This window comes from Streptococcus parasanguinis ATCC 15912, from assembly GCF_000164675.2.
In the GTDB taxonomy this organism is placed as follows: Bacteria; Bacillota; Bacilli; order Lactobacillales; family Streptococcaceae; genus Streptococcus; species Streptococcus parasanguinis.
This window is the reverse complement of the sequence record NC_015678.1, coordinates 498,458-512,262: the sequence shown is the minus strand read 5'-3', so window position 1 is coordinate 512,262 and position 13,805 is coordinate 498,458. Positions and strand designations below refer to the sequence as shown.

The 13,805-nt window shown below is 42.2% G+C and carries 13 protein-coding genes; 1 reads left to right on the top strand and 12 read right to left on the bottom strand.

From position 1 onward, the window contains the following. Nucleotides 1-2 precede the first annotated feature (2 nt). The 5 genes from HMPREF0833_RS02545 to HMPREF0833_RS02525 form a co-directional block, all read right to left on the bottom strand. Complete coding sequence (locus HMPREF0833_RS02545; RefSeq protein ID WP_013903567.1) at nucleotides 3-1,268, bottom strand: F390 synthetase-related protein; 1,266 nt, start codon at nucleotides 1,266-1,268, stop codon at nucleotides 3-5. Further along, entirely contained in the window at nucleotides 1,234-2,061 is an 828-nt protein-coding gene (locus HMPREF0833_RS02540) for an MBL fold metallo-hydrolase (protein WP_013903566.1), read from the bottom strand. Before HMPREF0833_RS02540 ends, HMPREF0833_RS02545 begins: the two co-directional genes overlap by 35 nt. Beyond that, a complete protein-coding gene (locus HMPREF0833_RS02535; protein ID WP_013903565.1) occupies nucleotides 2,036-3,013 on the bottom strand; it encodes an NAD-dependent epimerase/dehydratase family protein in 978 nt (325 codons plus the stop codon). Before HMPREF0833_RS02535 ends, HMPREF0833_RS02540 begins: the two co-directional genes overlap by 26 nt. Beyond that, nucleotides 3,010-4,287, bottom strand: coding sequence for a glycosyltransferase (locus HMPREF0833_RS02530; RefSeq protein ID WP_013903564.1), 1,278 nt, complete (start codon nucleotides 4,285-4,287; stop codon nucleotides 3,010-3,012). Before HMPREF0833_RS02530 ends, HMPREF0833_RS02535 begins: the two co-directional genes overlap by 4 nt. Nucleotides 4,288-4,527: 240 nt before the next feature. Next, a complete protein-coding gene (locus tag HMPREF0833_RS02525) occupies nucleotides 4,528-5,226 on the bottom strand; it encodes a GntR family transcriptional regulator (RefSeq protein WP_003016564.1) in 699 nt (232 codons plus the stop codon). A 128-nt stretch (nucleotides 5,227-5,354) separates the two neighbouring features. Here HMPREF0833_RS02525 and guaA point away from each other — a divergent pair, with 128 nt between their 5' ends. Next, nucleotides 5,355-6,920, top strand: a complete 1,566-nt coding sequence (gene guaA, locus HMPREF0833_RS02520) for a glutamine-hydrolyzing GMP synthase (RefSeq protein WP_013903563.1) — start codon at nucleotides 5,355-5,357, stop codon at nucleotides 6,918-6,920. A 241-nt stretch (nucleotides 6,921-7,161) separates the two neighbouring features. Here the strand turns inward: guaA and HMPREF0833_RS02515 are convergent, their stop codons facing one another. The 7 genes from HMPREF0833_RS02515 to prfA form a co-directional block, all read right to left on the bottom strand. After that, nucleotides 7,162-8,172 (bottom strand): DUF1002 domain-containing protein, encoded by a 1,011-nt coding sequence (locus HMPREF0833_RS02515; protein ID WP_013903562.1) that lies wholly within the window; start codon nucleotides 8,170-8,172, stop codon nucleotides 7,162-7,164. A gap of 238 nt (nucleotides 8,173-8,410) precedes the next feature. Then, a complete protein-coding gene (locus HMPREF0833_RS02510; protein WP_003007284.1) occupies nucleotides 8,411-9,013 on the bottom strand; it encodes a lysozyme family protein in 603 nt (200 codons plus the stop codon). Beyond that, on the bottom strand, nucleotides 9,013-9,987 hold the full coding sequence (locus HMPREF0833_RS02505) for a nucleoid-associated protein (protein WP_013903561.1): 975 nt from the start codon (nucleotides 9,985-9,987) through the stop codon (nucleotides 9,013-9,015). The genes HMPREF0833_RS02510 and HMPREF0833_RS02505 overlap by 1 nt, the downstream gene beginning before the upstream one ends. Nucleotides 9,988-9,995: 8 nt before the next feature. After that, the gene (gene glyA / locus HMPREF0833_RS02500) at nucleotides 9,996-11,252 is read right to left on the bottom strand and encodes a serine hydroxymethyltransferase (protein WP_013903560.1); all 1,257 of its coding nucleotides are present in this window, start codon (nucleotides 11,250-11,252) and stop codon (nucleotides 9,996-9,998) included. Nucleotides 11,253-11,290: 38 nt separating this feature from the next. Continuing rightward, nucleotides 11,291-11,902, bottom strand: a complete 612-nt coding sequence (locus HMPREF0833_RS02495; RefSeq protein WP_013903559.1) for an L-threonylcarbamoyladenylate synthase — start codon at nucleotides 11,900-11,902, stop codon at nucleotides 11,291-11,293. Further along, nucleotides 11,895-12,725, bottom strand: coding sequence for a peptide chain release factor N(5)-glutamine methyltransferase (gene prmC, locus HMPREF0833_RS02490; protein WP_013903558.1), 831 nt, complete (start codon nucleotides 12,723-12,725; stop codon nucleotides 11,895-11,897). Before prmC ends, HMPREF0833_RS02495 begins: the two co-directional genes overlap by 8 nt. Further along, a complete protein-coding gene (gene prfA, locus HMPREF0833_RS02485; RefSeq protein ID WP_013903557.1) occupies nucleotides 12,725-13,804 on the bottom strand; it encodes a peptide chain release factor 1 in 1,080 nt (359 codons plus the stop codon). The genes prmC and prfA overlap by 1 nt, the downstream gene beginning before the upstream one ends. Nucleotide 13,805: the final 1 nt, after the last annotated feature.

Sequence of the window (13,805 nt, the reverse complement as noted above, 5' to 3'; positions counted from 1 at the left end):
TTTTATTGAAGTCGTTGAACACGTTTTAATTTACGTGTTGGGTCCCATTGGTAATCAATAAATTGAATACTTGGGAGAATGAATTGTTTTTGCTGAGCTAAGAGTTCAAATTGAGCAAAGATCGCTTGCTCCATAGACTCTGTCCGGTGACTCAAGGCAATGGTAATGGATCCATCTGCCAACTGAGTTACTTGATAGTCCTGAATATTTTCGACAAAGAGAATGCACCGCCGAATAAAATCCGGATAGATCATCTGGCTACTACCATCTTCTTTTTTGAAATAGAAGATATCATCTGATCGTCCTTCGATCTTTGCGATTCGAGTAAAGACGGAACCACAAGGGCAAGGAGACTTTTCTTCCACTAAAATATCATTGAGTCGGTAGCGATAGATGGGTTGACTGGTTCGTTTGAAATCCGTAATAATCGGATAAAAGCGGCTATCATCTAGATACTCTTTCTCAACATACAAAATATCTTCGTTGAGATGTAGATTGCCTTCTGAACAGGTACAAGCTAAAAATCCCTCTGTCGCTTGGTAGACCTGATCAACCTTGTCTAGTTGAAAGGTTTTGGCGATGGTCTGAGCATCTCGATCTTCTAGAATCTCTGCGACAGAAACAACCTTGACAGGTTGGATCGCAAGTTGCTGATTGCTGACATAGTTGGCTAACTCAATCAAGGTAGAAGCTGGTGCGACCACAATGGTTGGTTGATAGTCTATGAGACGCTCTAAATGCTCCTTGCTATCCTTGAAAATATCAAAATATTCCAAGCGAATAAGGCCTGAATTAATGGTTTGATAGAGTTCATTATCTGCTCGTAAGAAAAAGGCAATGCGATGACCAACCAGGTTTCCTTTTGGCAACATCTTGGCTAAGATTGCTGCAGCCCACATACTTCTTTCTTTTTCTGTGGTGACAAAAACTCCTCGGTGGCCGGAAGTCCCAGAAGACAAGCCTACTGCTACTTCTCCATTCATCTCGGTAAAATCTCGCGTTTGTTCTCCACGAATCGCCATCTCTAAAGCCTGATCTCGATCCACTCCCAGAGTATTGAGTTCATTGAAATGCGTCATCATGAAATGCTTATCCATGGTCCCAAAGGATTCAGGAGAATGAGTCTGGAAATAGGGAGACTGAGAAGTGATAAAAGTATGGTAGCGTGCCAATTGCTTATCTTGGTATCGGTTCAAGGCCTCTTTTGAACGGAATCGATGGCACCATCTGGTTTCAATAAAGGTTTTCAGAAAGACTGTTTTTTTCATTTAAAATCCTTTCAATCCGATCTTGCGGGTCATGGCTGACCACAACTTGAATGCCATCTTGCAAGAGTGTTTCCAGCAAATCAGCTCCTCTTAAATAAGCCTTCTTATCATCCTGAACCAAGGAAGGAATGAGTCGCATTTTCCGTGTGAAAGGCAAAAGGTCTACTCCCCAAGAAAGATCTGCTCCGATGAAGAGTTTGAGCTCATCCAGATAAAGACAACCTTGCCCTCTCGCATGCCCATCGATGGACGAAACAAGGATGCTCCCATCTCCAAAAAGATCCGCAGTCGGTCGATAGGGGAAAGCAGGAAGCCTTTGATCTGCTTTGAGACAAGTCACCCGATCTTTGAAATCAGCTGGCAAAAACTCTTTAAAAATCAGATCTTTAAATTTCGGTTTTTGGTACACCTCATAGACTTCCTGGGTAACAACGAAATGAGCATTTGGAAAAAGTGCTGCTCCACCGAGATGATCCGGGTGCAGATGCGAAAGAATCACATAGGAAATGGCTGCTGGATTAATCCCCCGCTCTTGCAATAAATAATCGATCTGGTCTTCCTTTTTCATCTGCATAGGGGTGGCTAGACGGTACCAAAAATACCGAGCTTTTTTTTTAATCTCGTAGTGATAGCCGGTATCGTACAAAATATAGCCTTTTTCACGGTGATGAATCAAAAAGACACCTGCAGGAAATTGCATTTTTTCATTCGGAATCCCCTTAAATAAGAGACCAGAATGACTGCTGCAATAGCCTGCTGGAAAATAATCAATGTGCTTGATCATGTTGGACATAGTTGTCAATCCCTTCTTCAATGGTCATTTTTGGATAGTAGCCAAGTGCAGTTTGAGCCTTTTTAATATCGAGGGTTTGGCTATATCGAAGGAGATAATAGGTATAGCGAGTCAAGGGGGGTTCGGCTTTCAGATGAAAGAATCGATACACCCCTTCAAGGCTATAAGCCACACCTGCTACTAGACCTGCTGGAAGTTTCCGATAGCGAATCGGCTCTCCCAATCCCTTTAGTGTGGTTTCGATCAAATACTTAAAGGTCTTTGGTTCCCCATTTGTAATATTATAAACTTGTCCGTGGGCTTCTTTTGCTTCCAGAGCCAAGCGAATGGCTAGGGCGACATTTTCCACACAGGTCATATCCATGAGCTGCTCTCCTCCTCGAATCAAAGGAATTCCAATTTTTCGACTGAGGCGTAAGACACGAGGCAAAATACTGGTATCCCCCACACCAAATAATCCTCTAGGACGCAAGATGATACTTGGCACATCTGAATAGTCAGAAAAAAGTTTTTCAGACGCCAATTTACTTCGGATGTAATTGTTGAGGTGATTTTCTTTGGGAGCATCGCTTTCCTTGATGTTTAATTGGTCTTTTCCAGCTGCGTAAATACTGGGAGAAGATACGTAAACCAAGCGTTTTACCGCATATTCACGGCACAATTCAAGGACATTTTGAGTGCCAACTACATTCGCCTGATAGAAGGCCTTCCAAGGTCCCCAGGCAGTGGATAAAGCTCCTGCATGAACCACAGCATCAACAGATTGAAAGGCTTGTCTTACTTCCTCTATAGAGCTCAAATCCCCTTTCACAAATTGGACGCGCTCATTTTCCAGGGCCTTTCCAATCATTTCATTTCGGCCAAAGGCTACAATGGAATAGTCGTGATCTAATAACTCTTCGATCACGTATTTTCCAAGGAAGCCAGTCGCACCTGTTACAAGAATTTTCATAGTTTCCCATCCGTTCCACGTCTTAATAATCGTTGAATCTCAAACTCCAAGGTATCCAACGGCTTGTAGGTTTTTGAAAGTTTGTTTAGTCTTTCTAACTTTTCCCAAGATTCTTTTTCTAATAGGGCCTTAAAACCTGCTTGAATCTCTTCGGTGCGATTGCGATGTGCTTGAAAAGCAATTCCTGCTTCTACTCCTCGAATCGCATAGTCAAATTGGTCATAATCATGTGGCAAGATCAAGGCTGGTTTTTTAAATTCGATACACTGATAAAAGATTCCAGCTCCTCCATGGTGAATGACATAGTCCATCTGCGGAATATATTCTTTGTAGGGTAGATAAGAGACAACCGTCACATTTGGCGCTACTTCTTCTTCAGAGAATTCCTTTGCCCCATCTCCAAGAGTGACAAAAAAGTGACATTCTGGATGCTCTTTGGCCAACTGCTTGGTTTGTTCTAGCAAATTCTCCTTCGCCCAAGGCAACTGGGTTCCACATGTCACGAGTACCTTCGTCTTGTCCTCGTAAGGACTGAGATCTAAAGGATAATCTTCAGCTTTTTCAAGAGAAGTTCCCAAAGGGCCAAGCCACGCATATTGATGAGGGAAGTGTGTTTTCAACTCTAGCTCCATCATCCCAATTCCAAAGATGGCATAAGGAGAGTAGATGGTCTCCACTCCATTTTGATTGTACAACTTGAAATTGTAACGTTTTAAGCGTTTGCGTAAGAGGAAAGCGCCACAGTATTTTCCAATGCGCGTGAGTTTACGGCATAGTGCTTGGATCTTCTCTTCCTTCTTCGTGCGCGCGACTCCCATCCCTCCGAAGAAGCAAGGAGGACCATAAGGAGTTTCGATTGCAAATTGTGTCGCCATGGTGGTAATCCAAGGAATTTCTAACTGTTCTGCCATAAAACCAGCTGATAGAGTGATAAAGTCAGCAATCACAATATCTGGACGGTTGACGCGCCACTCCTCTAACAATTGATCCGATACATGATTAATCAAATCCAGACTCTTGGATAATTGCCGATAAGCTGAAAAAAGATTGAGTTTCTTATCGTTATTCGCCGCGCGTTCAAATTCTTCTACTTTGTCCTCTAGAATTGGAACGACAGTGAAGCCAAGACTTTCTGCAACGGCCTTTTTCTGAGGTCCTGTGAAAACCCGGATCTCCATCGAAGGATCATCTAACAAGGGTTTAACGAGATTTAAAGTTGGGTACAGATGCCCGCTCAAGGGAACAGCTACCACATCTATTTTAATTTTTTTCATTTTTTCCTGCCTTATATCTCTTATTAAGCTTTAAAACCTGCTTCTATCTATTAATTCGTAAAAAAAATCAAAAATGAAGAAAAAATAAAAATTTTTTTAAATTTTTTTAAAATATTTCCATTTTGCCTTTACTATCACTATTTAGAAAGAATGTCTTCAACCTAAAAAAGCTCCCAAATGCCAAAGAGAGAAAGTCTCCCAAACATTTGAAGAGTTTTTTTATTACTGTGAATTGCGAGCTTAGTTATTTTCCAAATAAAATTCGAACCGCTCACCGACATACTGACTTTTTACATACTCAAAAGCCGTCCCATCTTCAAAATAGGAAACCTGTGTCAGACCTAAAATAGCTTGTCCTTTTGAAATCTGTAAATAGTCCGCAATCTTATCCTTGGCCAATCGCGCATAGATGGTCTGGTGCGACTTTCCAATCTTATAGCCATGACGCTCCAAGGTTTGGAAGAAATGGCTGGTAACCTCTTCTCGATTGAAATTCTTAATAAATTTCTCTGGAATAGAGGCCACTTCATAAACAACAGGGATCCCATCAGCATACCGGACCCGTTCCATCCGAATGATGGTCTCAGTCTTATCGATGCCCAATTTGTCCACTTCTTGGAGGCTAGGAATGGTTTTCCGGTAAGAAATCACTTGGCTAGAAGGTTCCTTGCCTTGCGATTTCATAATCTCTGTAAAACTGGTTGTTCCCCGCATTTTTTCTTGGACGCGCGTGCTAGTGATAAAGGTGCCACTTCCTACCCGTCTTTCAAGCACTCCTTCTTCAACCAGAAGGGTAATAGCCTGCCTAAGCGTCATCCGACTAACCTGAAATTTCTCCGCTAGATCGCGTTCGCTGGGAAGACGCTCCCCGATTTTCCATATTTTTTGATCAATCTCAGACTTAATCTGATCATGAATTTGAATGTAAGCTGGAATCATAACCTTGCTCTTTCTCTGTGTTATCTCTATTGTAGCGTAAAATTCCTAATTCTTCAATCAGAGATTGGTAAAGACAAGGCTTTTGTGTTAGAATAGAGGAAAGTAAATTTCTTTAAGAAGGGGATAAGATGACAAACCTATCAACTGATTTGCATGATGTTGAAAAAATCATCGTGCTTGACTACGGTAGCCAATACAATCAGCTTATTTCACGTCGGATTCGTGAAATTGGTGTCTTCTCAGAGTTGAAGAGCCACAAGATTTCTGCTGATGAGGTTCGTGCAATCAATCCAGTTGGGATCGTTCTCTCAGGCGGACCGAACTCTGTATACGAGGAAGGTTCTTTTGATATCGATCCTGAAATTTTTGAACTCGGTATTCCAATCCTTGGAATCTGTTACGGGATGCAATTGTTGACCCATAAATTGGGTGGGAAGGTCGTTCCAGCTGGTGATGCTGGTAACCGCGAATATGGTCAATCTGAACTGACTTTGACAGAATCTTCTGCTCTTTTTGTCGGCACACCAGATAAACAATTGGTCTTGATGAGCCATGGAGATGCTGTTACAGAAATTCCGGCTGACTTTATCCGCACTGGTACTTCCGCTGACTGTCCATTCGCCTCGATTGAAAATCCAGATAAGAAAATCTACGGTATCCAATTCCACCCTGAGGTTCGTCACTCTGTTCACGGTTATGACATCTTGCGTAACTTTGCCTTGAACATCTGTGGGGCTAAAGGTGACTGGACCATGGACAACTTCATTGACATGCAGATCAAAAAAATCCGTGAAACCGTCGGAGACAAACGTGTCCTTCTTGGTCTTTCAGGTGGTGTTGACTCTTCTGTTGTTGGGGTTCTCCTTCAAAAAGCCATCGGCGATCAATTGATCTGTATCTTTGTAGACCACGGTCTTCTTCGTAAAGATGAAGCTGACCAAGTGATGGATATGCTTGGTGGCAAGTTTGGTTTGAACATTGTCAAAGCAGATGCTGCAAAACGTTTCCTTGATAAGTTAGCTGGAGTATCTGATCCTGAGAAAAAAAGGAAGATCATTGGTAACGAGTTTGTTTATGTCTTTGATGACGAAGCAAGTAAACTCAAAGATGTAAAATTCTTGGCACAAGGAACACTCTACACTGACGTGATCGAGTCTGGTACGGATACTGCTCAAACCATCAAGTCTCACCACAATGTGGGTGGACTTCCAGAAGATATGCAGTTTGAACTGATCGAACCACTCAACACTCTTTACAAGGATGAGGTTCGTGCGCTTGGTACAGAGCTTGGTATGCCAGACCACATCGTATGGCGCCAACCATTCCCAGGCCCAGGACTTGCCATCCGTGTTATGGGAGAAATCACTGAAGAAAAACTTGAAACCGTTCGTGAATCAGATGCTATTCTTCGTGAAGAAATCGCCAAAGCTGGTCTTGACCGTGATATCTGGCAATACTTCACTGTCAACACAGGCGTTCGTTCAGTAGGTGTTATGGGTGACGGCCGTACCTACGACTACACGATTGCCATTCGTGCTATCACTTCTATCGATGGAATGACAGCTGACTTTGCGAAGATTCCATGGGAAGTCCTCCAAAAAATCTCTGTTCGTATCGTAAACGAAGTTGACCACGTTAACCGCATCGTCTACGATATCACAAGCAAACCACCTGCAACTGTAGAGTGGGAGTAAAAAAAGGTCCAGTGGACCTTTTTTTCACGAGCTTTAAAATAATAGAGCGAGTTTAAGGTCCGGGGGACCTTTTTTTCATGAGCCAAAAATTAGCAAAGCGAGTTTAAAGGTCCGGGGGACCTTGATTCACCAGCTAAAAATAAGAATTTAGCAACCCTAAAAATGTCTTATAAAATATAAGAATCATTAAACACACAAAAAAGCACTCTGACTTATTGTCAGCAGTACTTTCCTGCTATTTTTAGCCAACTAAACCACTAAAGAATTTGACAATGGCATTCCAGATGGCTCCGAAGAAGCCAGCAATGGCATTCCATGCATTTGTGAAGAAGTTTCCACTGTCTTTTAGAATAGCATTTGTATCAAAATTGAGATTGATATTATTAAAGGTATCGCCTGCCTTGTCTACGATACTATCTTTCAAGTCCGACAAGGTTTTAGTAAAGCTTTTGCTGCTGATGACGCTACTCTTTGAGAGGTTGACTGCGAAATTCACGATCAAATTAATCTGATCACCTGTTACAGTTGTATCCAGCTTATAATTTTTCAGGGTTTCTTCGACAATCTTTCGAATATCATCCTTGCTTAAATCCTGATTGTTCTGTTTGGCATTGGCTACTGCTGTTTTAATGTCGGTCAATGCTACGTTTAACTTATCAGCATCGAAGTTTTTCTTACCAGCGTTTTCTTCATTGATCCCGGATAGAGTCTTTAACTCTTCTTGGGCTAGATCCTTGCTTTCTTGAGAAACCTTGGCACCATTTTTCTCAAGCGAGTAATAAATACCAGCCAAGGCACTTTCACCAGTCACCAGTATAGGAGAAGCTACTGTAATTTGAGCATGCTCCAATCCAAGTGTAACGGCTGCATTACGATACATATCTGCAGTGACCTTGGTGATGTTTTGAGGCGTCACGATATTCACTTCTAGTGGCTTATTTTTACCTAATTTTTGAATTTTAACAGAGGAATAAAGTTCCAAACTATCATCGTTGGCAACGTTCATAATCGAAGAATAAACCTCTGGTGTCATGGTCTTCCACTCCTCTTTATCTTTCGAACTATCGTAGTTCAAGAGACTTAAGGTTTGTTCGATTTGACTTTGGTCCAGCGAATAGCCCAAAACAAAGTCTGGCTTGACATAGGTTTCATCAATGACTTTCTGCACATTGCTATCTGCGGAAACTCGCGGGATAGCAGTAAACAAGGCCAAAGTCGTCGTTACAAACAATGCAATCTTCTTTAATTTCATCTTTTTCTTCTTTCTAACTCAAATCAACTCTGGGCATCTCTTATTACCTTTCTCACCTCACTAGAGATGAAAAAAGAAGTAAATAAAGAGATTACCCACTTCGATTTTCATTATACAGTTGATTTCTTAAAACTAGCTTACAGTTCTTTTAAGAATGCATGACATTTTTATTATCCCTCAAAATCGGAGGCAGAACTGATCAGCTAAAAAAAGAGCCAATCGGCTCTCTGGAAAATGATTAAAACCATGAAAATAACTTCATAATCGTCATATTGGTTTCTACCAAACGGGAATAATAAATATTGCCACCATTAATGTAGAGTTCCATCCCGTTTAAAAGAGAGATAGGGTGGAGGTAAAGATAAGTTTCACCAGTTACATTGCCAAGACTTGGCGCTACCACATCCCGCGAATAAGCGCGGGCCAACTCTAAGGAATTTGTTCCACCGTGTTTTGCGACGTAATCGATGTAGTCTTTCCCAAAATTATAGGCTTGAACTGCAGTCCAGCTATCAACGCCTTTTTTCTTAGCTTCTTTTAACTCATCTGAAAGAGTTTGAATTCCTTGGCGAATACTGGCCTTATTATCACTAATAGTATTGGTCTCACCACTTGCACTCTCACTCGCCTGCATGACATCGTCTTCTCTGCCTTTGGTCTCTGTATAGATCATAGCAAGAATGAGGTTTTCATTGGCCGTGGTGTCCTCCTCAGCAAGGACTTCTCTAACCAGGGAGCGGTACTGCATGACTTGTTTGACGTCATGATGGATCTGAATTCCCTTGTAGATTCCAAATATTAGTAAGATGAATAAGAAGATCTTCACTATACGTTTAATCATTATTTACTCTGTATATCCTCAATATTTTTGATCAAAATAGAATAGGTCCCGTTATCGTTTAGAATAAATTCAACAGATTCTGCATCTTCATAGACATTATTCGGAACGATCAGTTCAATTCCATTTGACAATGACAATTTCTGATTTTCGAACTTCTTCAACTGGCGACTTGCATCAATCTCTTCAAAGGTGACAGGCTCTGGTACAGCTTCTTTAACTTGGTCAATAAAACTAAGGCGAGCTGTCAGATTGTCGTCGAAGAGATCATCCGCTAATTTCTCAGGAGAGAGTTTATTTTCTTCCTCAATATGGTTAAAAATAGCTGATTTAACCTTTGATTGAAATTGAAAATCATCTGTGTTAAAGCTTTCCGCAATCTTCTGGGCTGTTTTTTCTAGTGCCTTGATCGATTTTTTAGGAGAGATCTTGGGTTGCGCCTGCAACAGATTCTCAGAAAAATAATTCAAGAATGTCCCATTGTACTTGATCCGTTTTTCAATCAAGTGGTATTTGCGACTTTGAAGATTGATGACCAAGGCCTCATCAGCACCAGTGCCAAAACCAGGTAGATTATTTTGCGTCAACTTAATCGGATTGTCCACTTCACCGCCAAGATGGGTCAGGGTTTCCCGTAAGGCGATCCGAAGAAAGGCAAAGTGATCCACTCCTTCTTTTGAAAACTCAACAAAAACCAAATCGTTCGTCTTTTGATTCTCAGAGACGACAAATTCTTCCTTCCAACGATTCGCTACTGCGACTGAAGTTTCTAATAGGTCATCTGAAATCATCTCAAGAAAAGGATTGTCCTCTTCGAAAATACCGGTCTTGGCTTCATCCGAGTAGACCCGTTCAATCTTCTTACGCAAGTATTCCTCGATTTTAGGCGTGATATTGAGAAATTTATCTGCCAGATAGAGATCGGTATCGTCTGGGCTAAATTGATGAATGATGGCTTTTTTTACGTAAATATCCATAGGATGGTTTAGTCCTCGTAAAGTGGAAAGGCGTCTGTCAAGGCTTTGACTTGGCTACGCACTTCATCTAATACTTCTTGCTTGTCCGCATTCTTCAGCGCTTTGATCATCAGTTCAGCAACGGTACGACTTTCTTTTTCACCAAAACCACGAGCGGTGATGGCTGCTGCACCAATCCGAATCCCACTGGTCTTAAATGGAGACAAGGTTTCATAAGGAATAGAGTTCTTGTTGAGGGTGATATTAACTTCATCCAACAAGTTTTGCGCCACTTTCCCATTTTCAACGACTTTAGTGACGTCGACAAGGAAAAGGTGGTTCTCTGTTCCGCCTGAAATAACGCGGAAATCTGGATCTTGCAAGAAGACATCAGCCATGGCCTGACTGTTCTTAATCACGTTAGCTGCATACTCTTTAAAGGCAGGATCCAGCGCTTCTTTGAAAGCGACAGCTTTGGCTGCAATAACATGCTCCAACGGTCCTCCTTGAATACCAGGGAAAATAGCAGAGTTTATTTTCTTAGCTAATTCCTCATCATTGGTCAAGATCAGACCTCCACGAGGTCCACGAAGGGTCTTGTGAGTGGTCGTTGTCGTGATATGTGCATAAGGAACCGGACTTGGATGAAGACCTGCTGCCACGAGACCAGCAATATGGGCCATATCGACCATGAGCTTGGCTCCTACTGCATCTGCAATCTCACGGAATTTTGAGAAATCAATGATATGAGAGTAGGCTGAGGCACCAGCAACGATGAGTTTTGGCTTCACTTCTTGGGCTTGTTTTAGGATGGCATCAAAATCCAAGAGCTCTGTTTCAGGATCTACACTATAGGACACAAAGTTATAGGTTTGACCAGAGAAGCTCACAGAAGCTCCGTGCGTCAAATGCCCACCGGCAGCTAGATCCATCCCCATGACGGTATCACCAGGCTCAATCAAGGCCATATAGGCAGCACAGTTTGCCTGACTTCCTGAATGCGGTTGAACGTTCGCAAATTTAGCGCCAAAGATTTCTTTGGCCCGTTCGATCGCGAGACTTTCGACCACATCGACCACATCTGTCCCGCCATAGTAACGACGACCAGGATAGCCTTCGGCATATTTATTTGTCAGAATAGACCCTTGAGCTGCCATCACTGCCTTAGAGACGACATTTTCAGAAGCAATCAACTCAATATTATTTTGTTGACGCTCTTCCTCTTTAGCGATCGCATTCCATAGGTCTGCATCATAAGCTTTGTAATCTTCTTTATCAAAAATCATCGGTCTACTCCTTTATAAAAAATTATTTATGTACATTATCACTGAGGAAGTTCATCTTCCTCAAAAGAAAGCTCTGGCACTTGTGCAAGCAAGTCAGTTTTGGTAATCGAACCTTGTCGCAAAATCCTGGCTTTGGAACCAGAGATATCTAAAATAGTTGAATCTTGGCCTGTCAGAAAGTCATCATCCTCTATACCAGGAACCACTTGATCAAACTCGCTTACAATAGCCTCATATTTTGTTCCACTTGCATGACCTGAAAGATTGGCCGAAGGACCAACTAAAGGACCATATTTACGAATTAATTCCAACGTTTTTGGATGAGCCGGTATACGGAAACCAACTGTATCCAAGCCTGAATGAATCCAGTCTGGTACCTTGTCATTCGCCTGAAGAATAATAGTCAGAGGCCCTGGCAAAAATGAATGAATCAGTTTTGTTAAATAGCTAGGTTGATTTTTCGAATAAATTCGAATCGTTTTTTCATCGGCTACATTTAAATTTAGAGCCTTGTCTCTAGGTCTACGTTTTAATTCGTAAATATAATCAACTGCCTCTTGGTCCAAAGCTTTAGCGAAAATACCATAGACTGTTTCAGTTGGCAGAATAACCGCACGGCCTGCTTCTAATTCTTTCTCAATGTTATCCATTGTCTACTACTACCATTCTATCTTGTCCAAATTGGTCTTTCAGAACTCGAACTCGTTTGTCAGGAAACGCTTCTCGAAAGAGCTCTTTTACTTTGGCTCCTTGCTTATAGCCAATTTCTAGATAGATCTTTCCGTCTGGTGTTAAAACACTTGGTGCTTGCTGGGCAATCTTTTCGTAGATGGCATATCCATCACGGTCTGCAAAGAGAGCTAAGTGGGGTTCAGAGGCTAATACATTGGCTCCGACTTCTTCTACATCATCCCGAGAGATATAAGGAGGGTTGGACACAATCAGGTCATAGGGACCTGCTAGCTGCTCCAAAACATCTGACGACTTAAATTCAAGGAAAGCTTCTAACTGCTTGGCATTTTTTTGAGCCAGGGCTAAAGCCTCTTCTGAGACATCGCTAGCTTGAACCTGCCAGGTAGGTTTAGCAAGGGCTAAGCTAATAGCGATAGCACCACTTCCTGTACCAATATCCAGAACTCGTAAGGCTTTCTCATCGTTTTCTTCAAGAATAAGAGTGACCAATTCTTCCGTTTCAGGTCGTGGAATCAGCACGCGTTCATCCACTGTAAAAACATGGCCACAGAATTCTGCACTACCAATAATATACTGGGCAGGGACGTGATGTTTCAACTGTTCAAAAATGGAATCAAGCAAGGCCTGATCCTCTACTTCCACTTCTTTTTGCAAGGCCAGGACAAAGTCTGTAAAGGTCCAGTTTTTTAAAGCTCGATACGCGAAGGAGAGGCTTTCTGCTTCCTCTCCAACGGCTATTAATTCTTCTTCATACTGGGCTAATAATGGTCCCAACAACATTATTTATTCAACTCTTCTAATTTTTGAGTTTGATCATACAAGACCAAAGCATCGACCACTTCATCTAATTTACCAGATAAGATGGTGTCCAATTTTTGAAGGGTCAAGCCAATCCGGTGATCAGTCACACGGTTTTGAGGGAAGTTGTAAGTCCGGATCCGCTCTGAACGGTCACCAGTCCCAATAGTAGACTTCCGCTCAGCGTCTTGCTCGTCTTGGGCAATCTGAGCAAAGTGGTCAGCCACACGCGCACGGATGATCTTCATGGCTTTTTCACGGTTCTTTTGTTGGGTCCGTTCTTCCTGCATCTCTACCTTGATATTAGTTGGCAAGTGGACGATACGAACGGCTGTTGCGACCTTGTTGACGTTTTGTCCACCTGCACCAGATGCGTGGTAGATATCAATCCGAAGGTCTTTTGGATCAATGTCATACTCGACTTCTTCGATTTCTGGCATGACCAGAACTGTTGCTGTAGAGGTATGGACACGACCTTGGCTTTCTGTCACAGGAACACGTTGCACCCGGTGGGCACCAGATTCATACTTGAGTTTCGAGTAAACCGATTGACCAGAGACCATGGCTACGACTTCTTTGATCCCACCAACGCCATTGTAGGAAGCTTCCATGACTTCAAAACGCCAGCCTTGGCTTTCCGCGTATTTTTGGTACATCTGCAAGAGGTCACCAGCAAACAATTGGGCTTCGTCTCCTCCAGCTGCTCCACGGATTTCCAAGATAATGTTCTTGTCATCGTTTGGATCTTTTGGAAGAAGTAAGATCTTCAGTTTTTCTTCGTACTCTTCCTTTTCAGCCTTAGCATCTTTTAGCTCTTGCTTGGCCATTTCTTCCAAGTCCGCATCGTCGCCTGCTTCCTTAATCATTTCCTCAGCGTCAACGATGTTTTGAAGGACTTGCTTGTACTCACGGTAGGCTGTCACCGTATCACGAGTGGAAGCTTCTTCTTTTGAAAGCTCCATAAATCGTTTGGTATCAGAGACCACATCGGGGTCACTCAATAATTCTCCTAACTCTTCATAACGGTCTTCTACAGCTTGTAGTTGATCATAGATATTCATG